Here is a 23724-nt window from a genome sequence, read left to right on the forward strand (position 1 = left end):
CTATACTTTCTCTATTTTTGAAAACCCTGAGGTGCCACGCATGTTTCCGTCTTCACCATATGCTTCCGAGTAAGAGACAACGATGGTGGAACCGACATATTCCCCCAGAGTCTGAATGAGTTTCAACGGTGTTGCTAAGAGCATATGAAATCCGAAGCTTTGGAACACATTCATTGTCTGCCGTGTGAATTCAGGGTCTGCCCGATCAAATGCTTCATCCAGAATTACCGTGGCATACGTAGGTATGGTCTCCCCGGGCTTCGCAAGCTGATAGCGTAATGCCGCCGCTAAACAGAAGAACACCAGTTTCTGCGCCTGCCCGCCCGATAGGGATGCGGAGTCAGCATAAGAGTTGACATTAACTCCGTCTGCATCCTTCTCGAGCCCAATAAAACGCACGTGCCGGCGCGTATCCAAAACAGTATTTCGCCAGCGTGCATCACCTGCATGCTGCGAAGACAATTTAGAGATAATTTCGGCGATTTTTAGGTACCGCGCACGAGCTTGCTTTTCATCTTGAAAATTCAAACTGCCGCTGACAGCTTGATCCAACATTCGCTGAAATTCCTTAACTACGTCCCCACGCTGATCACGCACATCAATATGCAAATAGCGTCCAGTGTTGTACTCCGACTTAGACAGCGAATCGTTAATGGGGTTGATTCGGTCTTCAATTTCCCGGCGCGCATTACGTAATCTGCTCGAAATTAGGCTCAGGATGTTTGTGGACATCCGGTTCATTAAGTCCAAGAACTTATCGGTGAACTCTGCCAATCTGTTGCTGCGTAGTTCACCAAGCCGGTTCAAAGCCTCCCCCACGAAGCTGGCTTCCGGCATCAAATCAGCCTCATTGCTTCTCCAATTTTCAATGTAGCTGCGTAAGACCCCGACGATCTGGCCTTCAAGCTGGCGTAGTAAATCATTCTTTCTATCGATCTGGCTGTCGAGCTCCTTTTGCAGGAGATTCGTCTGTTCGTCAACGTTTCCTGAATGAACGCGGCGTGTGTTCTTGTTCAACCGTTGCTGTACTTCACGCTCGATATCTTCTGGTACTTCCTGAACAACGAGGTTTTTGAGACGATCTAACTCCTTTTTGGCCGCCTCAAGTTGTGACTCCTTGGCTGCTTCGGCTCGAGAAGCTCGTTCTCGCGCCGACTTTGCAAGGTTCAATGTTTTCAATGCTGCGTCATGCCGTTGGGCAAGCTCACGAGCTTCTGGTGTGTTGTTGAGCTCCTCTAGCATCCGATCAAAATCTGAAACTGCTTGATTAGCTGACTCGACGTCGATCTGACTCCACGTAACTTTCAAAATTGCCTGGGCATGTTGGAATTGACTATCGAGCCTTTTCTGTAATGCAACGCTGGCGCTAATTCGATTATTTGCAGCGGCTTTGAGCTCTTTCAGCCTCTTGACATCGTCCTTCATAACTTCGACTTTGGCGTCATTATTGGATCCCAGGCGATAAGCTGAACGGTCTCCCAGCTTTCGTCGATCATCTTTTTCCCACCTAGTCGTGGGATCACCGGTTCGCTGAGCAAATCGACGAACACCGGTTATGGTGACGCCCTCTTCATTCTTTCCCAATTCGGAAAGTTCCTTTGGCGTTTCAACACAACGGATATTAAATTTCTTGCCCAATTCCTGGTTCATCCACTCCTTGAAAGGCGAATCCACAACAGCTACTTTGCGAACAAGCGAATCGAACGGCAACCTTGGCGATGAGTAGGAACCAGTTGTGTGAATGCCATTGAACTTCAGCAATGCGTTGAGCTTTTCGTGGTTTACCCAGTCGCGGACCCGTGGCAGCAACTCTTGCGGCACCAGAAGCGTCGCAGCGAAGCCACCTAAAATACGCTGAATGACAGGCTCCCACTCTTTATGCTCATCAAGTGGGTCTATAAGCTCTCCAGCAAAAGGTAGATCTCGGGGCCGAATACCTAACTCTTGAGCAATGCGGTCTCGAACGCTCAACAAACGATGTTCCAAATTACTACTGCTCTTGCTCAGTGAGGACAACTCTTGCTGTGCTTTATCGAGCTTGTCGCCAACACGTGTTCGATCAGCAATATCTTGCTGACCTTGAGATTCAACTTTCTCGCGTTCTGCAGGGTATTCCTCAACAATTTCCTGAGCTGAATTAATCAATTCAAACAAGTCTTCAGGCGATGACGGTTTCACACCCCCAACGGCCACTACTGCTTTCTCAAAAGATGCACGCGCATCTGAAATAGTCTTCTGGCGCTCAACTGCGGCTTCGCGCTTAGCCCGCAAGGTTTCATGCTGACCACCAATGCGCTTGACTTGATCATGGGCAGCGGATTCAATCTCCTCGGCACGTTTAAGCTCACTATCCGCCGATTCCAGAATTGATTTGGTCTGGGTATGTTCGACGCTATAGCGTCTCACCAAATCTTCCTGCTCAATCCTCTTAATGCGATCTCGGACAGAAGGCAGAGCAGTTCTGAGGATCTTCGCATGCTCTTTGTCCTTTTGCGCTTTTTCGCTTCGCTCCTGGAGCTTTATCAACGGCTCGAGCGTCTCAATTTGTCTCTTAATGTCTTCGACCTGCTCATAGGCGACTTCCAAGTCGCGGAACTGTTCGACAGCAGTAGAAGCAAGGTCAAATGTCTCTGGAACTTCAAGCATATAGTTGCGGAAGAGATCATCTAGGCTCTGCAAATCCTTGGCGGACTGGGCACGGTGCAGTAGGAGGAGTGCTTCCTCACTCGAAATCCCTAAGCGACTACGAAAACGTGAGGAAAAGACCGAGTGTTTATCACTGAATGTCGCTTCCTTGAAATGCGCCTTGATACGACGCTTATCCACGCCTTCCTTTAAGAACTGGAGAATCTCGCTGAGGTCTTGGTCATTCGGAATAACTCCATAGAAAGAAGAAATATCCGCCGTTGAGTTGTGTCCGGATTTTAGGTAGAAAATTGCGACGAGAGTGTGTTCTACTCCCTCACCGTTTGAATAGGTCAAGCCAACCAGCGAGTAGGTTGCATTCGGACGAAGATAAGTAGACACGATTTTGTCCTGCTGTGGATCTTCTTCCGCACGCCAGGCGCCCCGAATATAAGAAACCAGGTTTCGTCCCTTGCTTCGTGGGGTATTTGCCTGAGCTGCTGAGTTAAATCGCAATTTGCCCGGCGGAAGTAGCACCGCGGTAATCGCATCGATCATTGTGGACTTACCTGAGCCAGATCCACCAGTAATCAGAAAACCTTCACGAGCCACCGGTATATCGACAGTTCCATGGAATGTTCCCCAATTGATTAACTGAATCCGAGACAACCTGAATTGACCAGGATAAATGACTTCATTACTCATTTCCCTCTCCCTCCCCCGTGAGCGGAGCATCGTCTGAAATCTCTCCATCGTATTTATCAGCAGTATTGAACTTTTCGTATTCCGCTCGGACGCCTGCCACAACGTCTGCGTTAAAGATTTGCCGCAGCGCCGGAGATACCTCAAACCTTTCGGGGGTCTCCGTCGCTTTCAGCAACGCATAATTAGTGATTCTTTTGAATGCCGCGTCGAATCGCCTAGCCAGCTTGGACTCATCACGTTCCTCGTCGACACGGTACAGCAAGACTTGGTCACGAAGCTCCTGTTTATCAATGATGACCCGATCTTCCGGCGGTGCCATCGTCAGCTCCTGGCGGAGTATAAGGATGATCAAGGTATCGAAGTGCGACAGGGTTTCGGTACGCAGTACTTTCGGCATATTCTCAGTCTTGCCATCGGAGAATGTAACGTCATGACCACCATTTGCTGGACGAGTAAACGCAATTCCGGCATCCTCATCAACGATGAGTTCCAAGAAGAGATTGTTGAGCTCCGCATTCAGCGCTTCTTGATCACTTGTAATCGCCCTCCACACTTCCACATGCTGCAGGGCATTGACCATAGGTCCTTTAAGCAGTTGCACTAATGCTTTCCGTGATTCGAAGGTCAATGTCCCTGAATCGCCTGGCCATAATCCTTCACTCATTACAGCTCGCTCCCCTTATGTTGGCGCAGTGACCGGATGAACTGCCAGCCGGTAATCCTGCCTTTGTGTACTGTCCCGTTGGTTTCCCACTCAACAACCTGCGGGTCGCCAGTCGGCGCGCCCTCACGCATAGCGATGTATAGCAATCCAACAACGCTAGCCAAGCCTTGGGATGCAGGTGTGTTATGTAAGACTTCTGCGATAGTCGCGCTGGTTTGCTCTGCCAAAATGTCATCAATTGCGGTTTCAAGCTCATCAAAGTCAATTTCGCTGACACGAATCTGTGCGATTAATGCTTCAGTATCCAACTCACGTTCTTCCACGATTGTTGGTTCTTCTTGAACTCTTTCCTCACCTGGGTTCTTTAAGCGAAGGCCAGCAATTGAGCGCACATCCATGCCGATTCGCACAAGGGGTGTTTCCATCTGGTTCAACGAAGTAATTTCGCCTGCTTGTGCTGCTGTGGCCGCCGCATGTCGTGTTTCACGTAGAAGCTGGACCATCCTGCGATTTTCAGCAAATTCGTCGGTTGTGACATAGTGGCGCAAACTCCGCGCTAAACCGGTCATTTCACTGTTGACTTTGTAACTGGACTCCTCCATGTCATGAAATACATGGGACAAACCATGGCGTAGGTGCACGCCGATTGACCCAGCCTCTTCTCTGCTCAGAACTTCCCGAATCCAGCCTTCAACCAGGCTTGAACGTTCTTGGTCAAGCAGCACTTCAAAAAAGCTATTAAAGCTTCGCCCCGCATCTGAATTGCTGATTAAATCTACGCCGCGGAAGATTTCTTCTAGAACTTCACCGCGTGATTCTTCGGGATCCAATAGCTGCCGACGAAGCTTTCGATTCAGGTCGCTAATCTCGTGTCGGACGCGAGCAAAGTCTGCGGGAATCAGTGCGGCCATGTCCATGATGTCCGCTACTCTCTCACTGATTTGGGTTCCGGTCAGCACTTTAAAGTCGCCCTTGTGTACAGCTTCAACCTGTTTTTCAATGCGTTCACGTTCGCGTTCCAGCGCATCCAAGCGTTTAGCTGTATTTGGATCTGACTCAACTGCCAAGGACTGAAGCGCTTGAGTTAGTGACTCTATGCGTGAAGCAGAGATGCTTCGATGTGGGCTATCCCAGCGCTGCACTGAATCGAGCACTGCTAGGACTTCTTCACTAGGTTCAATCGTTTCGCCGGTCTGAGAGCTTCCTGGTCGGCGCACGAACCATTGGGATTTTACCCAGTCGGAAATGTACTCGGCAGGGGCTTTAGGCAGTTCAAATCCTTGACTGCGAAGCTCGCGAAAATCTTCATTGAGCTCCTGATACAGCTCCGCTGCGGGAAGAGCTACTGCACCATTAGGGAAGTACTCCTTCACCACAGCCAAAACCACTGGAAAGTTATCGCTTCTTAGCAGCGACAACTCAAGTGCATCATTCTTGAACCTTTTGAATCCAAGCGCGTGCGATTTCAGTGTCATGCTTCATGACTATTCCATAAATACTGGACACTCGCGGCTAGAAATATTGTGATTCAAACAGACTTCCAAACCGAACTTAATAAGCCGGCACGCAGGATTCCCCCTCGATACCTGCACTGAATACGGTCTATCATCGGTTTCTGCATCCGCGATCCCCGATGAAACGGTCGCCGTTACGTTCTAAGCCACCCCATTGGAATAAACGGGAGAAGCAGAAAACCCATCCGCCATTTCTACTGGTAGATGGGTTGTAATTGGAGGGAATGACGGGAATCGAACCCGCGTCTTCAGCTTGGAAGGCTGAGGTATTAGCCACTATACGACATTCCCACAGCGCGTCTGCGTGACGTGCGTTAGCTATCTTAGCCCACTATCCCAACGCTAACCAAAATCGCCCCTCGCTAACCGCAAATTGACGCACACTGGAAGAAACCGTCTCGGTCAACAGGTTTCAAAGTTCCGCATGGAACTTTATGCTGGTTGTAAACGTTGTTCTAAGTAGACAATCAACAAATGTGGGAAGTGAACGCCAAATTATGGAGATCTTATTAGTTCTTGCCGTCCTTGGTGGCGGTGCTTGGTATCTGTCTTCGAAGAATTCTAAGAAGAACCAAGAAGAACGTGAGCGCATTGAATTCCAGGACGCGATGGCAGATGCCCAGCGCTGGACTGAGCGTCTCGGCGGCCAGGTGATGCAGATTTCAGGTACTGATACCGCATCCACCCAGGCTATGGCTGATGCCTCTGAGCGCTTTACCGCAGCTAATTCTGCGCTTTCCCAGGCCACCACCGCTAAGCAGGCCAAGCTAGCGCGCGAATCCGCGTTGGAAGGCATGCACTATGTTTCCGCAGCGCGCGAAATCATGGGTATGAATGCAGGACCCGACCTGCCGCCACTGGAAGGCCAGCGCAGCGCGGGCAAGGTTACCGAAAAGCGCACCATTGAAGGTGAAGATGGTCAGACTTTGACTGCATCACCATATGCCTCAGAAGAAACCCCGAATTACTACCCAGGCGGCACCGTCGCCGGACGCCCAGTTCCAGCCGGTTGGTACTCCCGCCCATGGTGGGCAGATGCCATGGCAACGGGCGTCTGGATGATGGGTTATTCCATGATGTTCAACGCCATGTTCATGGGCATGGCGGGCGTTGGCTACTCCGGTGAAGCAGCAGCGGCTGGTGAGGTCGGAGACGCCGGTGGAGATATGGGCGACGCTGGCGGTGACATGGGTGATGCCGGTGGTGACGCTGGTGGAGACATGGGCGGCGATATGGGAGGTGACATGGGTGACGGCGGTGGCCTCTTCGGAGGCGACGGCGGCGGAATCTTTGACTTCGGCTTCGATTTCTAGCCCTCCACTCCCCTTCATTAACCGGGCCTTTCGCGCACGCAACGTCACTGTTGCAGCTAGCGTGAAAGGCCCGTTGATTTATTAGGGCCAAGTTTTCTTAACAGGCGTATCCTCGTTCCCATGACTGAACAGAACTCAACGTCAGAATTTGATCCAGCAGTGGTTCCTACCGTCACGCTCAATGACGGAAATACCATCCCTCAGCTGGGCTATGGTGTCTTTAAAGTAGACCCAGAAGAAACTGAGAAGAATGTTGCTGAGGCTCTCAAGGTGGGCTACCGCCACATTGATACCGCAGCAATCTACGGCAACGAAGAAGGCGTTGGCGCAGCCATCGCCAAGTCCGGTATCCCACGTGAAGAACTCTTCATCACCACCAAACTGTGGAATGACCGCCACGAAGACGCCGAAGCAGCTCTGCAAGAGTCTTTGGACAAGCTAGGTCTTGATTACGTAGACCTGTACCTGATTCACTGGCCATCCACCCGCACCGGCAATTTCAAAGCCGCGTGGAAGTCCCTGGAAGCACTGCAGAAGCAGGGTCTGACCAAGTCCATCGGCGTAGCTAACTTCACCGTGAAGAACATGGAAGACCTCGCAATGACCGCTGCCGTCTCCCCTGCAGTCAACCAGATTGAGCTGCACCCTTACTTCGCACGCTGGAAGGACATTGACGCAGGCCGCGTACACGGCACCAAGGTAGAGTCCTGGGGTCCATTGGGCCAAAACAAGACGGACATCCTGGAACAGGATGACATCGTTGCTGCTGCCGACGCACATGGCAAGACCCCAGCCCAAGTCGTATTGCGCTGGCACCTGCAAAATAATGTCATCGTCTTCCCGAAGACCGTCACCCCATCACGCATGCGTGAGAACTTCGATGTCTTTGACTTTGAACTCACTGATGCTGAAATGGCTGCGATTAATGACCTGGACCGCGGCGATGATGGCCGTGTTGGTTCTGACCCGGACGAATTCAGCTAAGCCACACTATTGTCTTAACGCGCAAAGCCGGGGTTTTATCCCTGCCTAGACCGAATGTTTAGGACGCAAAGATGCCCACGCACACTTCCTCTCTATGAACAGGAAGTGTGCGTGGGCATCGTCATTTCTTGGGCGCGGCAAAAGCGCTGCAGCCAAGAAGAGCTCAATTTAAGCTTCTGGTACCTCAGGTGCGATACCGGTGCGTTCATAAGCAGCAAGAATGTCAATGCGGCGCTGGTGACGCTCAGCCTGGGACCACTCCTGGTCCAAGAATGCATCAACAATCGCTAGTGCTTCCTCAGCAGAGTGCATGCGGCCGCCGATACCAATGAGCTGAGCATTATTGTGCTCACGCGCTAGGCGCGCGGTCTCAGGGGACCAAGCAAGAGCACAACGTGCACCCTTCACCTTGTTGGCAGCAATCTGCTCGCCATTGCCGGAACCGCCCAAAACAATGCCCAAGGAACCTGGATCATTGACGGTCCGCTGTGCGGCTTCAATACAAAATGCTGGATAGTCATCCTCAGCGTCATAAACATGTGCGCCACAGTCAATAACATCGTGGCCTTGGCTGGTCAGGTGTTCTTTAATGAGATTCTTGGTCTCGAACCCTGCGTGGTCTGCTCCTAAATAAACGCGCATGCCACCATATTAACAATGGTTGGCATGCGCGCTACTTTAAGCAGTAGTTTCCTGCATGAAGTCGATATTTTCTTGCACTGAATACTAGGACTTCAGGCTTGGGCTTAAGTCCTACTTGTTGGAAACCTGTGGCATCTCGGTGCGAGTGCGCTTGATCTCGAAGAAGTAAGGGTACTCAGATAGGCGAACAGCGGCGTCGAAAATCTCGCCGGCTTCTTCGCCGGCTGGGATGCGGGTAATAACTGGGCCGAAGAAAGCGGTGTCGCCCAGCTTCACAATTGGAGTGCCAACCTCATCACCAACGGAATTGATGCCCTCGTTGTGGAACTCACGCAGCTGTGCGTCAACGTCTTCAGTGTTAGCTACATCAGCATAAGAAGCATCCAGACCAACCTCAGCCAGTGCTTCCTTGATTAGCTCATCATAAGCGCCGGAGCCTTTCTTACCGGCCTGCTCTTCGCCGTGCAGCATGGTGCCCAATACGGTGTAGAGCTCATCAACCTTGGCTGGCTCCTCGGTCTTAACCTTGGCAAAAACGCGTGCAGGACCCCACGCAGCCTTCATCATCTCCATGTAACCTTCGTCCAGGTCACGGCCATCATTAAGCACTGCCAGAGACATTGGAACGAACTCGACCTCAATATCGCGGACTTTCTCTACTTCCTTGATCCAGCGGGAAGTAGCCCACGCGAATGGACAGGTTACGTCAAACCAAAATTTCACTGATTGAGACACAGATTTAGCTCCTAGGCATAGTATGAATACTGTCGCTTGTTGCAACCAACAAGCTTAATGAATAATTTCGACCAAGGAGCGTTTACTTTTATGACCTCTGTCAACCTCACTCGCGATGAGGCACAACACCGCTTCGACCTGATCAATGTCGCACACTATGACGTTGAGCTGGACCTGAATGATGAGCACTATTTCACTTCCACCACCACCGTGAAGTTTGAGGTAAAGAAGCCAGGTTCCACCTTCATTGATTTGCGTGCTGATGAGATTATTGATGCCCGTCTCAATGGCGTGCCACTGCCGCTCAATGCTTATAACCCCACCTATGGCATCGCGCTGAGTGGTCTAGAAATCGCAGACTATGAGCTGAAGGTCACCGCGAAGATTGCCTACTCCCGCACGGGTGAGGGCCTGCACCGTTTTGTCGATCCAGCGGATGACAAGGTGTATCTCTACACCCAATTTGAAACGGCAGACGCCAAGCGTGTTTTCGCTTGCTTCGACCAGCCAGATATGAAGGCTACCTACTCTTTGACCTTCCACGCGCCGAGTGACTGGAAGATCATCACCAACTCCCCTGTTACCCGTGAGCGCAATACCTGGCGCGCCACGGTTGATACGCCGCTGTCGACCTACCTCATCGCGCTGTGTGCGGGTCCTTATTATGAGGTCACCGACACCTGGCAGGGCAAACTTGCGGCACATCCAGAGGGCCAGCCTGCCGCAGACCTTGAGGTTCCATTGGGCTTGTACTGCCGCGCATCGCTGGCGGAGCATCTCGATGCACAGAAGCTCTTTACTGAAACCAAGCAGGGCTTTGATTTCTATCACGCCAATTTCGGCTTCGCGTACCCATTTGGCAAGTATGACCAGATTTTCGTGCCAGAGTTTAACGCGGGCGCCATGGAAAACGCTGGTTGTGTCACCATTCGTGATGAGTACGTTTTCTCTTCCCAGGCCACGCACTACATGTATGAGCGCCGCGCGGATACCATCCTGCACGAACTCGCACACATGTGGTTCGGTGACTTGGTCACCATGAAATGGTGGGATGACCTGTGGCTCAATGAGTCTTTCGCAACCTGGGCAGCGGCTATCTCCCAGGCTGAAAACACCGAATATGACACCGCATGGGTCACTTTCGCCAACGTGGAGAAGTCATGGGCCTACCAGCAGGATCAGTTGCCCACCACTCACCCAATTTCCACGGATGCTTCCGATATAGAGACCGTGGAGCAAAACTTCGACGGCATTACTTATGCCAAGGGTGCATCGGTGCTCAAGCAATTGCAGGCATATGTGGGCCGCGAGAATTTCTTCGCTGGCGTTCGCCGCCACTTCACCACCCACGCTTGGGAAAATGCGACATTCGCAGATCTCCTCGGCCATTTGGAAGAAGCATCCGGCCGTGACCTCTCGTTTTGGGCTGAGGAATGGCTCAAGACCACTGGCGTGAACACACTGTCCGCTGAGACGGAGCAGGAGAATGGCGCCTACACCTCATTTAAGGTCAAGCAGTCCGGCGATACCTTGCGCACCCACCGCATCGCGATTGGCCTCTACCGCCAAGACGGCGAGCAGGTTACCCGTTATCAGCAGGTTGAAGTTGATATCACCGGCAAGTTAACCGAAGTTCCAGAGCTCGCGGGTGCCGAGGTTGCAGAGCTTATTTTGCTTAACGATGATGACCTGACCTACACCTTGCTCGAGTTTGACCCGGAAACCGTGGACTTTGTCATCGCCAACATTGACAAGATCGCAGACCCTATGGCACGTACGTTGTGCTGGTCTACTGCTTGGGAAATGACCCGCGCTGGCACTATGCGCGCGCGTGATTTTGCTCAGCTGGTGGCCCGCGGTCTGGCTGCTGAGACGGAGATGGGCGTGCTCGAGCGCATCATCAACCAGGCGATTACCGCCGTGGACACCTACGCCGACCCAGCGTGGGCGAAGGCTGAAGGTCATGCATTGCTTGCCGATGCTTTCTTGGCCGAAGCACATGCTGCCGATGCTAATGGTGCCGATAATCGTGCCATTGTCTTCAATCAGGCTCTGACCAAGATTACTTTGAATGATGCCGCACGTGATCACCTGATTAATCTGCGTGAGACTTCTGACGACAAGGGCTTGCGTTGGAAGGGACTAGCAGCGCTGATTGCCAACGGTGCTATCGGCGAAGGTGAACAGGATGAGCAAGCGGTGAAGCAGCTGGTTGCCCAGGAGTTGGAAGCAGATAACACTGCTTCCGGCTACCAGGCATCGCTGCGTGCACTTGCTGCGTTTAACTCTGATGAGAATAAGCGTGCGGTGTGGGATGAGATCATGTCCTTATCTCTGACCAACCTGGAGCTGCGCAGCAAGCTCGAGGGCTTGAACAAGACCGGGTCGGATAAGCACCTGCAATTTGCGGTTGATGAGTACTTTGCCAACGCACAAAAGGTCTGGGATGCAGGCTCTACCGAGATTGCACTGACCACTATTCAGGGCCTTTACCCATCATGGATAGTCGAGCAGTCCACGATCGATGCAACCGATGCGTTCCTGGCATCTGAGCTTCCTGGTGGCTTGCGTCGCGCGGTGACCGAAGAACGTGATCGCCTGGCACGCGTGCTTCGTAACCGTGCCATTGACGCACAAGAGTCCTAACCGGACTTCACACCTCCTACTGCGTTGAGGCTATCTCCAGACAATGGGGATAGCCTCTCATGCTGTGAGGGGTGTGTGAGGTTTCTTTGTCCTACAAAGTACGCCTCGAATCTAAGACAACGCCCTGGAGTTTAATAGCGGCCATAAAGTGGACCAACAAGGCTGGCATTACATGAAAAGTACGCGCCCAATTCTTAATGGTCTACCCCGTGAGTACCCCCTATCGAGGTGCAGGATCACGTCCTGCGACCAGCTCGAGCCGTCCCCGATCGGGATGGATAATGCCTCGTGAGGCTTCAATGATGGCTCCATCACGTCCCTTGGTTTGCCGAGTAATCTGCAGCGCTGCTTGGTTCTCCCTGAGCCCAAGCAGCTCGGATTCCTGTTCATTCGCAAGATACGGCTCCACGGACTCCACTAAATGAGCCGGCGTGATGTCAAAGCGATCCTTCATCATTTCGCCCAAGGGTATAGCGACGGATTCTTCACATAGTGTTGGATAGATGTCGGCGGGAAAGAAGTAAATCCCCAGCATTACTGGCTCGCCATCTCGAAATTTCAGGCGTTTCAGTTCCCACACTTCCGCTCCTGCCCTCATCTCAAGTTTTTCGGCTATTTCTTGCGTGGCGGAAAGCTTTTGAAGACCAAGAATCTTGGTTTCAATCGTTGAATCTTCAACGACGATGCGCGACTGGAGGCCATCCACGCTAATGGATTCAATAACGGCTTTTTCTGCATAGACGAACGTGCCGCCTGCGCGCCCCCGGCGCCTTTCGATAAGACCCTCTAATTGTAAAGTATCCAGTGCGTGGCGCACGGTCATTCTTGCCACGCCGAATTCATCTACCAACTCGCGTTCGGTGGGCAACCGATCGCCAGGTTTCAATTGCTCATTTCTCACCTGTTGTCGAATCGATTCTGCGATAACAAGATAGGCGGGCTTAATAGGACGCTTGATATTCACGCCAATAAGTTTAATAGTTTATACATTTAATTGGGGAGCTTCCCTAAAGGTCTAGGAATGAACCCCGCCAGAATTTACGGAACACAAACCACAAAATCAGCCACATTCAAGCCAGGCCAACGCGCCGAACAAGAGCGATACTTCAAAGACCGGACCCCAAGAGTTCAACAAAGTATGAACATATACAACAATAAATATACTTTCCCATACCCTAAAGATTCATCCTCCGGGCAGCTTCTGAAACCTTGCTTCGTGCACCCATATACATCATGACGATCCATGCCAAGGTACAGATAACTATCACTGTTTGAGCCGTCATGGACGCAGCGGAAAGAAATAGAAGAATGATTCCGCCAATTTCTCCGCCCAAGCCCGCCATCATGATTGTCCATCCGCCAGCAACATGACTGCGCTTCCATATCGCCTCTGAACTCATTGTTTCTTCGTTTCTAAATCCCCACGAGGATCCCATCTTGAGCCGCTTGCGGCGCATGAGCAGCCCTATAAACATCATGGCTAAGCCAACAATGACCAAGGCCAAAGCGGTGACAATCACCTATTCGCTCACTTTCTTCAATTAGATGACTGCCTGGCTATTTACGGTCAGCCAATTCAATTCGTGGGCGAACCTGAATCTCGGTGAGCTGAGTTGTTGGCCCGGCGTCGACTACCGCGCGGATAGCGCGTGCAACCTCAACAGGAGCGATGACATGGTCTGGGTTGTATCCAGCGTTGAGCCCCTGCAGCATTCCTGTATCGGTCGGACCGGGTGCAATAGTGGAGACGCGGATTCCTAGCTCGCTCTTTCGGAGACTATCCGCGAGTGCGTAGAGCGCATGCTTGCTTGCTGCGTACACCACATTATCCCCAAAGCCACCGCGTCCGGCGCCGGAGTTAATGAAGATGACGGTTCCTTCCGCCTCCCGCAGCGCAGGCAGCAGCACGCGAGTTAATTCTGCTGGCACATGCACGTTCAGGTCCATGTGGCCACGCCAGTCTTCGACGCGGGCGCTTTCAACTGATTTCGCCTGCGCGATAGCAGCCGCATGAACCAGCACGTCAACTCGCTCAAGATCTGGGACTACTGCCTCGAGGTTCTCTAGTTCCGCAGGCAAATCCACACCGAGAGCGGTCACCTGTCCCTCATGCTGCTGAGCCAATGCATCGAGCTTTTCTTGGTTACGGCCAAAGGCATATACGTGATGGTCACGAGCAAGATCAGCGACGATTTCTACGCCCATACCGCCAGTAGCACCGGTTACGACGGCTATCTTTTCGGTACCGAGTCCATTTGCAGATTCATTGTTTTGAGTCATACCCACCACCCTAGCGAGACAACAACCTAATGAGCCATGAAGCTAGTAAAGTGCAAAAGCTACCTGACTAGTCGAGAGCATCGAGCGCTTGCTCGAAATCTGCAAGCAAGTCTTCGATATCTTCAATACCGATGGAGATACGAACCAGGTCTGATGGTGGAACCAGCTCAGAGCCTTCAGCGGAAACGTGGGTCATCTTTTCTGGGTGCTCGATAAGAGATTCAACACCACCGAGAGACTCCGCAAGACACACCAAACGAGTGTTCAAACAGATCTGGCGTGCGTGGTCCTCATTGTGGAAGCGCACGGACATCATGCCACCAAATCCACGCATCTGCTTCTGCGCTAGCTCATGGCCAGGGTGGGACGGCAGACCTGGGTATAGAACCTGCTTTACTTCAGGACGAGATTCCAAGTATTCCGCCACCTGTTGAGCATTGGTGCAATGACGCTCCATGCGCACAGCCAGAGTCTTTATGCCACGAGCAGTCAAGTACGCATCAAATGGTGAAGATACCGCACCAACGCAGCCCTGGAAGTAGAGCAAGCGCTCATCAACATGCTCATCATTCGTTACTACAGCGCCACCCAGAACGTCCGAGTGGCCGCCAAGGTACTTGGTGGTGGAATGCAATACGTAGTCCGCACCGAGTTCCAAAGGGTTCTGGAGGTAAGGGGTTGCGAAGGTGTTATCCACAACTACCTGAGCGGAACCTTTAATGTCAGAAATACCCTGAATATCCGATACCGTCAGAGCAGGGTTGGTTGGGGTCTCCAGCCAAATGAGCTTGGTGTTCTCGCGAATAGCGGACTTCACGGCGTCAACATCGGAGGTATCCACGATGGTCAGCTCCAAGCCCCACTCGCCATAATCATTATTGAGCAGGCGGTAGGTTCCGCCATAAGCATCATTGCCCAAGATGACGTGATCACCTGGGCGGACAAGGATGCGAATCAACGCATCCGTCGCAGCCATTCCAGACGCAAACACTCGTGCATACTTGGCATCTTCCAATGCTGCCAGGGTGTGCTCTAAAGAGCGCACGGTTGGGTTTGCTACGCGGCCATACTCAAATCCGCCACGCAGATCTGCCAGGCCATTTTGTGCGAAGGTCGTAGATGCATAGATTGGCACGTTGATGGAGCCCATATGCTCATCTGGTTCCCAACCTGCGTGGATAGCACGGGAGTTGAACCCGTTGGCAAGTTCGCGCTTCGTCTTTCCAGACATCTACTCAATCCTCCAGAGATCTCTTGTCGTTACTCGAGTACAGGCACTTGATCAGTCTGCTTAATACTTCATATTTCAGCCGATAAATAATAAGAACTAGCGCCCGCGGGACTCTCTCAAACACTGCCCACTATAGACTAAGCTGTTCATTTTCCAGGACAGATCAACGAATATTATTCACCTCACCAATAGTGCCAATGCACTAATCGGCCACACGAGGCTGCAATTGCAAAGCACGGCGCCACGGATCTCCAGCTCTACAACCTCGATAACCTGCGAATACACCTCCAGACGGAACTGCTTTGTTAAGCAAATACGAGGTGGTTTACCTCTCCGAGACATATCGTTCAGGAAAGATTAAGGGTGCTTCACTACTATCGGGGTAGTACTTAAAACAGCGCGTAGAGACTATTCGGTCTACGCAAGGGCCGTCTTTAGGGCCAGGTCAGACCAGATGGTCTCTGATGCGCAACTAAATGGATTCGAAAGTTTGTGATTATTCTGTCTCATTTCTTCTCACTTTCAGATACGACGTTGATGGCTTCGGCGCCGTCATCTACCAGTGAAGCAGTGGATAATGTGACCACCTGGTGGCAAGACCCGACGACGCAGGAATGGCTAATTCGGGTACCACTCCGCATCGCCATGATCATCATTGTCGCGCTGATATTGCACTGGCTGGTACGCCGTGTCATTAATAAGCTCGCCCAGTCTTCCATTGAGAAGAAAACCATTCGAAATAACCCGATTTCGAAGCTGACCGTGCCCGGCCGCAACAATCGGAAACAAAAAGAGAAGCAAGAAAAACAGCTCGACGCGATGGATAAGGCGCATGAGAATCGGCGCGTTTCCAGAATCAAGACCCTCGCTAATGTCGCCCGTTCTGCGGCTGCAATCTTGGTTTGGTCCTTGGCCGTGTTGCTCATATTGGACCAGGTTGGCGTGAACATCGCGCCGCTGATTGCATCCGCCGGTGTCATTGGTGTTGCACTTGGTTTTGGTGCACAGTCGCTGGTCAAGGACTTCCTGTCCGGTATCTTCATGCTGCTGGAAGACCAGTACGGCATTGGCGACACCATTGACTTGGGCAATGGCATCTTTGGTGACGTCGAGGAAATCACCCTGCGCATTACTACCGTTCGCGATATCGACGGCGCGCTTTGGTATGTCCGCAATGGTGAGATTCTGCAGGTCGCTAACCACTCTGATGAATTCTCTGTTGCCCGTGTACAGGTCCCTGTTGGACTTTCTAATGACACAGAGAAGGCCTTTGAGGTCATTGATAAGAGCGTTAAATACAACGCAACGACTCCAGAAGTTGCTGACCTTATTCTGGATGAACCAGTGGTCAACGGTGTCACCGACTTCCAGCCGGATTACCTCTCCTTCCGTGTCTCTGTAAAGACCTTGCCTGGTTCCCAGTGGGACGTGCAGCGTATTCTGCAGGCTCGCGTCCTCAATGACATGCATGAAGCTGGAATTGTTACCCCCTACCCGTATGGTATTGGTATAACTGCACCACAGCTGAAGAAGGACGAGGAATAAGCACATGCAGCCAGCCAGCGTGTATGAGGCGATTGGTGGAATGCCAACCTTCGAAAAGATCGTCAGGGGCTTCTACGAACAAATCCCAGAAGATGACATCTTAGGCCCGATGTATCCGGCAGAGGATATGGCCGGTGCTGAGGATCGCCTCCGCTGGTTCCTCGTTCAATACTGGGGTGGCCCCGCGCTGTTCAACGAGAACCGCGGTGCCCCGCGTCTGCGTATGCGCCACTTTGAGTTCCCCATCGACATGGCAGCACATGATCGCTGGTTGGAGTTGATGGCGAATTCATTGGAAAAGATCGATGAAGAAACCATTCCGCAAGCTTATCGCCAGATGATTTGGCAGCACATGCAGCAAGTTGCTGCCATGCTGATTAACAAAGCCCCTTAGGTGCTCATTAATTCTCTTAAATGCTGATGGCCCGAGGTTTCCTTCCTAGGATTCCTCGGGCCATCATTTTTTGTATGTAAGAACGAACTAAAAACTACAGGTCTAGTGCCTTGCGTACTGGCTCAGAAAGCAGCTTGCCACCGCGGGTCATGAGGCCATCGCGCAGACCTGGGAAGTGGTCGAAGGCGCCCTCCACTCCTTCTTCCGCAATGTCGCGAACATAGCGCAGGGTCGCTGTCGTCAATGCGCGGGTGGACGTATTTGCAACCGCACCAGGCATATTGGCCACGCAGTAGAACAAGGTGTCATGCACCTTATAGGTCGGCGCATCATGGGTGGTCTTTTGAGAATTCTCAAAGCAACCGCCTTGGTCAATCGCAACATCCACGAGGACTGCACCCGGCTTCATGTCTTTGACCATGTCTTCAGTTACCAGCTTTGGTGCAGCGGCACCTGGAATGAGCACAGCACCGATGACCAAGTCAGCATCCAATAGTTCCTCGTGAAGCGTAACTGGGTCAGAAATCTGCGTGCGCACCTGACCCTTGTACTGGTCGTCGAAATTCTGCAGGATGCGTGGTTCCAAATCGAGGACAGTAACCTCGGCGCGAAGTCCCGTTGCCATAGCCACGGCCGAAGCACCCACCTGGCCACCACCAATAACCACAACGCGTGCTGGCTTCGTGCCAGGGACACCAGGTAGCAGCACACCGCGTCCATCTTGAGTCGACATCAAGTGGTGTGCACCTTCGATTACGGCAAGGCGTCCTGCCACCTGTGACATCGGAGTCAACAGCGGTAGGCCACCGCTACGATCAGTGACGGTTTCATACGCAATTGCTGTGCAGCCGGAATCAATCAGCGCCTGGGTCAAGGGCTTTGAGGCAGCAAGATGCAGATAGGTAAACAGAATGAGGTCTCCACGAAGATAGCCGTATTCTTCCTCCAGCGGTTCTTTAACCTTGAGGACAAGCTCGGCTGTTTCCCAAGTTTCTTTCGCTGTCTCCAGCACGGTCGCGCCGGCTTCACGGTATTCCTCATCCTGGAAGCTTGCACCTACACCAGCGCCAGATTCAACGAAGACCTCATGTCCGTCCTTGACCAGGGTGCTCACGGACGCCGGAGTGGCGGCCACGCGGCTTTCACTGTTCATGATTTCTGCAGGAATACCGATGCGCATATTGAGCCTTTCTAGGTGCGGAGTGTTTCTTTCTACTAAGTAGATACTTTCCACACTACGCTGCATAATCTCGTCTTCAGCGGAAATCGGAATACTAGTTTAGGGTCTTTTACTGTGACTGCTTTCAAGGACCTCACCTCGACTTTTGGCCCACTAGGATTGACCGCTTTTGGGGGTCCTACTGCCCATCTCGGCTACTTCCGTGAGGTCTTTGTTAAGCGTCGAGGCTGGTTAAGTGAGGATAGCTACGCAGATACGGTCGCCCTCGCTCAATTTTTACCCGGACCAGCCTCATCACAGGTAGGACAGGCTATCGGCTATTTCCGCGGCGGATGGCTAGGGCTTATCTACTCGTGGTTTCTTTTCACAGCACCATCAGCAATCTTGCTCACTATCGCTGGTCTTGCACTGAGCCAGTCCAATATTGATGTCTCAGGCACCGGCTGGATCGCGGGGCTCTTGGCGTGCGCTGTCGGAGTCGTCGCCCACGCAGTATTAGGAATGGCGCGCAAATTACTCACGTCGCCACTGACGTGGGTAATCGCGATTGTCACTTTGGCAGTCTTGGTTCTCTTCTCAGCCGCTTTCCTGCACATCGCTATCATCGTCGCAGCCGCAATTATTGGCATTATCTTCTTATCCCCTCGCACTGCAGGAAACACCACCACGCCTGATGACAAAGGGAAATCCGCAGGTACCACTCCCGAGGCTTCTTTTGTTACACGCACTGTCTCCGGACGCGCAGCAATAATCTCACTCGCCGTATTCATGCTCGGGCTTGTCGGACTGTGGGCAGGCGCGGCTTTGATTGGGGGATGGTTCTTTACCCGCGCCAATGCCTTCTTTCAGGCAGGCGCTTTGGTCTTCGGAGGCGGTCACGTTGTTCTTCCGCTTTTGGAGGGACATTTTGTGCACAGCGGCTGGCTGGAGCAGTCAGAATTTATCGCAGGATACTCTCTCGCCCAAGCAGTCCCCGGGCCGCTGTTTACTTTCGCTTCCTATGTGGGAGCAGTCGACGCAGGGATAGGTGGCGCAGTCTTTGGCACCATCATGATTTTCTTACCTGGTGCGCTGCTGATGATTGCCGGTCTTCACTTCTGGCAGAAGTGGCAAAACAACCCAACGCTTCGCGGAGCATTTACTGCTGTCAACGCCGCGGTTGTCGGCATTTTGGCAGCTGCTCTGTGGGATCCCATCATCACGCACGGTGTTAACGGAATCGGCTCGCTCGTCCTTGCCGCCACCAGCTTTGCTGCACTGTCATGGGGCAAAATACCGCCATGGGTTATCGCAGCATTTGCCATCATCTACGGCGCGGTTTTCCTCTGAAGGTAGAAAATCTTCTTCGTCTGTTAGAACAGGGACAAGCGGTTGGAGTGGTAAACCGAGCCGAAAGGCGCATCAATGCGTACCCAACGGCTTAAGCCAGACACGCGTAGGTGGCGGGGCACGTCCATGGGGGCTGCGAAGCTGGGGATTAGTCCCAGGTTCGTGCAGGCGAAGATCATCCGCATCGGAATTTCCACGCTCACATCCCCAGATTCGGCCGTAACCACGGTTTGATTCATCAAACTTTGTGGAGGTCCCATGGGACCAGAGAATTGCCGGGCAAGTTTTTGGCCTTCATCAGCCAAATGCCGAACCACATCCACCGGCAAATTATCAATGAGCTTAAAGCCAGTAGCCGGCGGCAATGCACCGGGCCAAGATGGGTCGCGCGGGCGTCCCAAATTCAGTTCCAGCGGAGCATCCATGCTGGCCGAGGAAACATCGGTCGCGTTCAATGCTGACAACATGGTGTCAGCACCAACTACTGCCCCATCGCGGCTTACTGTGCCTTGCAGTCGGCGGGCTGCGACAACCTCAAATGGCGTAGTAGCAAAGACGTCCACTACTGGTGGATTACCGTCAGAACCGTCCGTCAATTGACGAAGACGCACCATAGCTGAGGCATCAATGCCCGTCACACGGGCAAGGAAAGAAACTATCCCTGCACCGCCGCCGTAAAGCACTAATGATTCATCCATGGTGCGTCTCCTTCTAAAATCGATGAAAGTGTAAGTTACTTATTCTCCATCGACTCTAGCGTGCAACCGGGTTTTGACTAGTCGTCGTATCCGATCTCACCCAATCCGAGGTCGGAGTTATCCGCAGACTTTTCTTCCTTGGTTGCTCCGATATCAAGCAGAACCTCACGTTCAGCATCATTGAGTGGACGTGGAGTTTGGGTATCTAGGTCAACAGCCACTTGGACGCACTCCACTACGCACGCGGTGCGACCATGCTTATCCTTGATTTCCTGGCGAGTCACAAAAGAGGTGTTTCCTACCTCAACTACCTGTGACTCCACCAGAAGCTCAGTATTGCCTTCAGGCTCAATTGGCTTGCGGAAGTCCAATTCCAGGTGGCGAACGAAAGCAGCGAACTCCATATCCTGTGAATAGAATTTATCTTCCGCGAACGCCAGGCGAGCTTCCTGGGCGATTTCAACATAGTTCGCGTTCATGATGTGTCCGTAGCGGTCAAAATCCGCCCAACGAACTGGAACGCGGTGAGAGTGAATGTAATCTGAAGCCATGAGGCGGCAATGCTCCTTGGGTATTTTTCCTGGTATGACCAGGGCACACATTAAATGATTGGGTTTAAAAATTCATTAAGTACTGAAGCAAACGAAAAGGCGATAGGACAAGGCACTTTCCTCCTCGCACTATCGCCATACAGTCTATTCAGACCGTGCCCAGGGCGCTATCTGCGCCATGGGCATCAAGCTTTCTGATTAACGCGTCAGCTTGCGGTGGGTAACGCGGGAAGGACGAGCGGCATCTTCACCAAGACGCGCAATCTTGTTCTTCTCATAGTCACCGAAGTTGCCTTCGAACCAGTACCACTGGCCTTCTTCAACGTTGCCTTCCCACGCCAGAATGTGGGTACAGGTGCGGTCGAGGAACCAGCGGTCGTGCGAAATAACCACTGCACAGCCTGGGAACTTCTCCAAGGCGTTCTCCAAGGAGCCTAGGGTTTCCACGTCCAAGTCGTTGGTAGGCTCATCGAGCAGAATCAGGTTTCCGCCTTCTTTCAGCGTCAACGCTAGGTTCAGGCGGTTACGCTCACCACCGGAAAGAACCTTGGATGGCTTCTGCTGATCTGGACCCTTGAAGCCGAAAGCGGAGAGGTACGCACGTGATGGCATTTCATTCTGGCCAACAACGATGTAGTCCAAGCCTTCAGACACAACTTCCCAGACGGTTGCCTCTGGGTCGATGTTCGCACGGTTCTGGTCAACGTAGGACAGCTTGACGGTATCGCCAACCTCTACCGAACCCGAATCTGGCTCTTCCAAACCAACGATGGTCTTGAACAGCGTGGTCTTACCAACACCATTCGGGCCAATGACGCCAACAATGCCGTTACGAGGCAAGGTGAAGGACAGCTCCTTAATCAGGGTACGTCCGTCGAAGCCCTTGGTCAGGTTCTTCGCTTCCACAACCTTGTTACCCAGGCGTGGAGGAGTTGGAATCTGGATCTCTTCAAAGTCCAGCTTCTTGTACTGCTCTGCCTCGGCTGCCATCTCCTCGTAGCGCTCAAGACGAGCCTTGTTCTTTGCCTGACGTGCCTTCGCACCGGAACGAACCCATGCGAGTTCATCCTTCAGACGCTTGCGTAGCTTCGCATCCTTCTTGCCAGCAACCTCAAGACGCTCGGCCTTCTTCTCCAGGTAGGTGGAGTAGTTGCCCTCATAAGGATAAAGCTTGCCGCGGTCGACCTCGCAGATCCAGCCAGCAACGTGGTCCAGGAAGTAACGGTCGTGTGTCACAGCAAGGACGGCGCCTGGGTAGTTTTCCAGGTGCTTCTCCAGCCACTCCACGGACTCCGCATCCAAGTGGTTAGTAGGCTCGTCGAGCAGGAGCAGGTCAGGTTCGCTCAGCAGCAACTTGGCCAGTGCAACACGGCGACGTTCACCACCGGAGAGCTGGGTAACGTTGGCATCAGATGGCGGGCAGCGAAGCGCTTCCATTGCCTGCTCAATCTTGGAGTCAACTTCCCACGCGTCAGCTGCGTCGAGTTCTTCCTGCAGCTTGCCCATTTCATCCATGAGCTCATCGGTGTAGTTGGTCGCCATTTCTTCGGCGATAGCTTCAAAGCGCTGCTTCTTCTCGAAGATGTCACCAAGACCTTCTTCGACGTTTTCACGAACCGTCTTCTCTTCATTCAGAGGCGGTTCCTGCTGCAAGATACCTACGGTAGCGCCTGGATCCAGGAATGCTTCACCGTTGGATGGCTGATCCAGGCCAGCCATAATCTTCAGAATTGAAGACTTACCCGCGCCGTTAGGGCCTACAACACCGATCTTCGCGCCTGGGTAGAACGCCATGGTGACATTGTCCAAAATGACTTTGTCGCCGATGGCTTTACGCACGTTCTTCATCGTATAGATGAATTCGCCCATCTCACTCCCCTTTATTCTTTCTGAGTTTTTATCACCACAAAGACTACCCGACTCAGAAAACAAATGAACGCCTGCCACCGGTATAAGCCAGCGGCAAGCGTGAGAGTCCCAAACTACGGGCTTCCTATATGGGCTATCCTCGGTTTATCCTGCATTTACTTTAGAAACCAACGACCTCCGGCATGGAGTCTTCTGCATCCTCCAAATCCACTTCCGCTCCGGACTCGATAGCCACTTCATCAGGGCTCATATCCTGTGATTTCATGCCAGCGTCATCAATGACCTCACGGTTATCGGTGAGATAGTCCTTATCCACCTTCAGTGGTTCACTGCCAGTGTTGAGCTCAATTCCTTCTGGATTATGGGTGCCATCCATGCGCTGAGATGCCAAAATATAGCGATTCATATCAATACCCACTTGCAAGCCACGAATGTAGGTTCGTTCGCGCTGCTTCTGGGTTTCATTATCCGTCCATGTATCGGTACACAATGAGCCCAGCGCTATCACGGGCATGCCGCGCTTGAGCGACTTAGAGGTATTCACCGCCAACTGGCCCCATAATTCAATGTTGATATAAACCGTGTCAGTGTCACGCCACTCCGGATCACCATTCGGCTTCACAGTTCGGAGTCGACGAGAGGATGCAATCCGCAGGCGGGTGTTGATTTTGTCATTATCAAAGCGGGTGACATAAGGGTCATTGGTCAAGTGGCCGGTAACGGCAATGGTGTACTGAGACATAAGGTTTTCTTCCTTCTATTGATTCATACTTGGTGCAATAACTTCCGAGCTTTCGCCCTCGAAAACCATCATTGCGG

20 protein-coding genes and 1 tRNA gene are annotated in these 23724 nt (G+C 52.3%); 6 read left to right on the top strand and 15 right to left on the bottom strand.

What is annotated here, in order from left to right; genetic code table 11:
* The 4 genes from ACG98I_RS08800 to ACG98I_RS08815 all read right to left on the bottom strand — a co-directional run bounded on the left by ACG98I_RS08800 (window position 1) and on the right by ACG98I_RS08815 (window position 5799).
* A complete protein-coding gene (locus ACG98I_RS08800) occupies window positions 1–3330 on the bottom strand; it encodes an ATP-binding protein (RefSeq protein WP_394720093.1) in 3330 nt (1109 codons plus the stop codon).
* Window positions 3323–3994: a DUF4194 domain-containing protein gene (locus tag ACG98I_RS08805; RefSeq protein ID WP_394720095.1), complete on the bottom strand. Its 672-nt coding sequence runs from the start codon at window positions 3992–3994 to the stop codon at window positions 3323–3325. The genes ACG98I_RS08800 and ACG98I_RS08805 overlap by 8 nt, the downstream gene beginning before the upstream one ends.
* Window positions 3994–5469 carry a DUF3375 domain-containing protein gene (locus tag ACG98I_RS08810; RefSeq protein WP_394720096.1) on the bottom strand — a complete coding sequence of 492 codons (1476 nt, stop codon included), beginning with the start codon at window positions 5467–5469 and terminating at the stop codon, window positions 3994–3996. Before ACG98I_RS08810 ends, ACG98I_RS08805 begins: the two co-directional genes overlap by 1 nt.
* 255 nt (window positions 5470–5724) lie before the next feature.
* Window positions 5725–5799 (bottom strand) — tRNA-Gly (locus tag ACG98I_RS08815).
* A 206-nt stretch (window positions 5800–6005) separates the two neighbouring features.
* On the opposite strand from ACG98I_RS08815, the gene ACG98I_RS08820 reads away from it, so the two are divergent.
* Window positions 6006–6821, top strand: a complete 816-nt coding sequence (locus tag ACG98I_RS08820) for a DUF1542 domain-containing protein (RefSeq protein ID WP_394720098.1) — start codon at window positions 6006–6008, stop codon at window positions 6819–6821.
* A gap of 120 nt (window positions 6822–6941) precedes the next feature.
* Complete coding sequence (locus tag ACG98I_RS08825) at window positions 6942–7805, top strand: aldo/keto reductase (RefSeq protein ID WP_394720100.1); 864 nt, start codon at window positions 6942–6944, stop codon at window positions 7803–7805.
* 168 nt (window positions 7806–7973) lie between these two features.
* On the opposite strand, the gene ACG98I_RS08830 is transcribed toward ACG98I_RS08825, so the two are convergent.
* Together ACG98I_RS08830 and ACG98I_RS08835 are read right to left on the bottom strand one after the other, a co-directional pair.
* A complete protein-coding gene (locus tag ACG98I_RS08830) occupies window positions 7974–8447 on the bottom strand; it encodes a ribose-5-phosphate isomerase (RefSeq protein WP_394720102.1) in 474 nt (157 codons plus the stop codon).
* Between the two features lie 111 nt (window positions 8448–8558).
* Window positions 8559–9182, bottom strand: a complete 624-nt coding sequence (locus ACG98I_RS08835; RefSeq protein WP_394720104.1) for a DsbA family protein — start codon at window positions 9180–9182, stop codon at window positions 8559–8561.
* Between the two features lie 90 nt (window positions 9183–9272).
* Between ACG98I_RS08835 and pepN the strand changes: the two genes are divergently transcribed.
* Complete coding sequence (pepN, locus tag ACG98I_RS08840) at window positions 9273–11828, top strand: aminopeptidase N (RefSeq protein ID WP_394720105.1); 2556 nt, start codon at window positions 9273–9275, stop codon at window positions 11826–11828.
* A gap of 220 nt (window positions 11829–12048) precedes the next feature.
* Here pepN and ACG98I_RS08845 read toward each other — a convergent pair whose 3' ends face one another.
* The 4 genes from ACG98I_RS08845 to ACG98I_RS08860 form a co-directional block, all read right to left on the bottom strand.
* Window positions 12049–12792 (bottom strand): GntR family transcriptional regulator, encoded by a 744-nt coding sequence (locus ACG98I_RS08845; RefSeq protein WP_394720107.1) that lies wholly within the window; start codon window positions 12790–12792, stop codon window positions 12049–12051.
* 211 nt (window positions 12793–13003) lie between these two features.
* Window positions 13004–13348 carry a hypothetical protein gene (locus ACG98I_RS08850; protein WP_394720109.1) on the bottom strand — a complete coding sequence of 115 codons (345 nt, stop codon included), beginning with the start codon at window positions 13346–13348 and terminating at the stop codon, window positions 13004–13006.
* 37 nt (window positions 13349–13385) lie between these two features.
* A complete protein-coding gene (locus ACG98I_RS08855; RefSeq protein WP_394720111.1) occupies window positions 13386–14108 on the bottom strand; it encodes an SDR family oxidoreductase in 723 nt (240 codons plus the stop codon).
* A gap of 67 nt (window positions 14109–14175) precedes the next feature.
* A complete protein-coding gene (locus ACG98I_RS08860) occupies window positions 14176–15339 on the bottom strand; it encodes a cystathionine gamma-synthase (protein ID WP_394720113.1) in 1164 nt (387 codons plus the stop codon).
* Window positions 15340–15831: 492 nt separating this feature from the next.
* Here ACG98I_RS08860 and ACG98I_RS08865 point away from each other — a divergent pair, with 492 nt between their 5' ends.
* Together ACG98I_RS08865 and ACG98I_RS08870 are read left to right on the top strand one after the other, a co-directional pair.
* The gene (locus ACG98I_RS08865) at window positions 15832–16884 is read left to right on the top strand and encodes a mechanosensitive ion channel family protein (RefSeq protein ID WP_394720115.1); all 1053 of its coding nucleotides are present in this window, start codon (window positions 15832–15834) and stop codon (window positions 16882–16884) included.
* Between the two features lie 4 nt (window positions 16885–16888).
* A complete protein-coding gene (locus ACG98I_RS08870) occupies window positions 16889–17278 on the top strand; it encodes a globin (protein WP_394720117.1) in 390 nt (129 codons plus the stop codon).
* A 94-nt stretch (window positions 17279–17372) separates the two neighbouring features.
* Here the strand turns inward: ACG98I_RS08870 and ald are convergent, their stop codons facing one another.
* A complete protein-coding gene (ald, locus tag ACG98I_RS08875; RefSeq protein WP_394720119.1) occupies window positions 17373–18458 on the bottom strand; it encodes an alanine dehydrogenase in 1086 nt (361 codons plus the stop codon).
* Between the two features lie 114 nt (window positions 18459–18572).
* Here ald and chrA point away from each other — a divergent pair, with 114 nt between their 5' ends.
* Entirely contained in the window at window positions 18573–19787 is a 1215-nt protein-coding gene (gene chrA, locus ACG98I_RS08880; protein ID WP_394720121.1) for a chromate efflux transporter, read from the top strand.
* Window positions 19788–19810: 23 nt separating this feature from the next.
* On the opposite strand, the gene ACG98I_RS08885 is transcribed toward chrA, so the two are convergent.
* The 4 genes from ACG98I_RS08885 to ACG98I_RS08900 all read right to left on the bottom strand — a co-directional run bounded on the left by ACG98I_RS08885 (window position 19811) and on the right by ACG98I_RS08900 (window position 23647).
* The gene (locus tag ACG98I_RS08885; protein WP_394720123.1) at window positions 19811–20485 is read right to left on the bottom strand and encodes a hypothetical protein; all 675 of its coding nucleotides are present in this window, start codon (window positions 20483–20485) and stop codon (window positions 19811–19813) included.
* 77 nt (window positions 20486–20562) lie between these two features.
* Entirely contained in the window at window positions 20563–21036 is a 474-nt protein-coding gene (locus tag ACG98I_RS08890) for an acyl-CoA thioesterase (protein WP_394720125.1), read from the bottom strand.
* A 198-nt stretch (window positions 21037–21234) separates the two neighbouring features.
* The gene (gene ettA / locus ACG98I_RS08895; protein WP_394720127.1) at window positions 21235–22905 is read right to left on the bottom strand and encodes an energy-dependent translational throttle protein EttA; all 1671 of its coding nucleotides are present in this window, start codon (window positions 22903–22905) and stop codon (window positions 21235–21237) included.
* Between the two features lie 160 nt (window positions 22906–23065).
* Window positions 23066–23647, bottom strand: a complete 582-nt coding sequence (locus ACG98I_RS08900; protein WP_394720128.1) for a single-stranded DNA-binding protein — start codon at window positions 23645–23647, stop codon at window positions 23066–23068.
* Window positions 23648–23724 lie beyond the last annotated feature (77 nt).

The sequence above is a fragment of the Corynebacterium sp. L4757 genome (assembly GCF_043673995.1).
In the GTDB taxonomy this organism is placed as follows: Bacteria; Actinomycetota; Actinomycetes; order Mycobacteriales; family Mycobacteriaceae; genus Corynebacterium.

What these genes read in the sequence shown, in the direction of transcription:
- ACG98I_RS08800 (WP_394720093.1), bottom strand. Translation starts at nt 3,330, where the DNA reads ATGAGTAATGAAGTCATTTATCCTGGTCAATTCAGGTTGTCTCGGATT.
- ACG98I_RS08830 (WP_394720102.1), bottom strand. Translation starts at nt 8,447, where the DNA reads ATGCGCGTTTATTTAGGAGCAGACCACGCAGGGTTCGAGACCAAGAAT.
- pepN (WP_394720105.1), top strand. Translation starts at nt 9,273, where the DNA reads ATGACCTCTGTCAACCTCACTCGCGATGAGGCACAACACCGCTTCGAC.
- ACG98I_RS08860 (WP_394720113.1), bottom strand. Translation starts at nt 15,339, where the DNA reads ATGTCTGGAAAGACGAAGCGCGAACTTGCCAACGGGTTCAACTCCCGT.
- ACG98I_RS08820 (WP_394720098.1), top strand. Translation starts at nt 6,006, where the DNA reads ATGGAGATCTTATTAGTTCTTGCCGTCCTTGGTGGCGGTGCTTGGTAT.
- ACG98I_RS08825 (WP_394720100.1), top strand. Translation starts at nt 6,942, where the DNA reads ATGACTGAACAGAACTCAACGTCAGAATTTGATCCAGCAGTGGTTCCT.
- ACG98I_RS08810 (WP_394720096.1), bottom strand. Translation starts at nt 5,469, where the DNA reads ATGACACTGAAATCGCACGCGCTTGGATTCAAAAGGTTCAAGAATGAT.
- ald (WP_394720119.1), bottom strand. Translation starts at nt 18,458, where the DNA reads ATGCGCATCGGTATTCCTGCAGAAATCATGAACAGTGAAAGCCGCGTG.
- ACG98I_RS08900 (WP_394720128.1), bottom strand. Translation starts at nt 23,647, where the DNA reads ATGTCTCAGTACACCATTGCCGTTACCGGCCACTTGACCAATGACCCT.
- ACG98I_RS08855 (WP_394720111.1), bottom strand. Translation starts at nt 14,108, where the DNA reads ATGACTCAAAACAATGAATCTGCAAATGGACTCGGTACCGAAAAGATA.
- ACG98I_RS08885 (WP_394720123.1), bottom strand. Translation starts at nt 20,485, where the DNA reads ATGGATGAATCATTAGTGCTTTACGGCGGCGGTGCAGGGATAGTTTCT.
- ACG98I_RS08805 (WP_394720095.1), bottom strand. Translation starts at nt 3,994, where the DNA reads ATGAGTGAAGGATTATGGCCAGGCGATTCAGGGACATTGACCTTCGAA.
- ACG98I_RS08890 (WP_394720125.1), bottom strand. Translation starts at nt 21,036, where the DNA reads ATGGCTTCAGATTACATTCACTCTCACCGCGTTCCAGTTCGTTGGGCG.
- ettA (WP_394720127.1), bottom strand. Translation starts at nt 22,905, where the DNA reads ATGGGCGAATTCATCTATACGATGAAGAACGTGCGTAAAGCCATCGGC.
- ACG98I_RS08870 (WP_394720117.1), top strand. Translation starts at nt 16,889, where the DNA reads ATGCAGCCAGCCAGCGTGTATGAGGCGATTGGTGGAATGCCAACCTTC.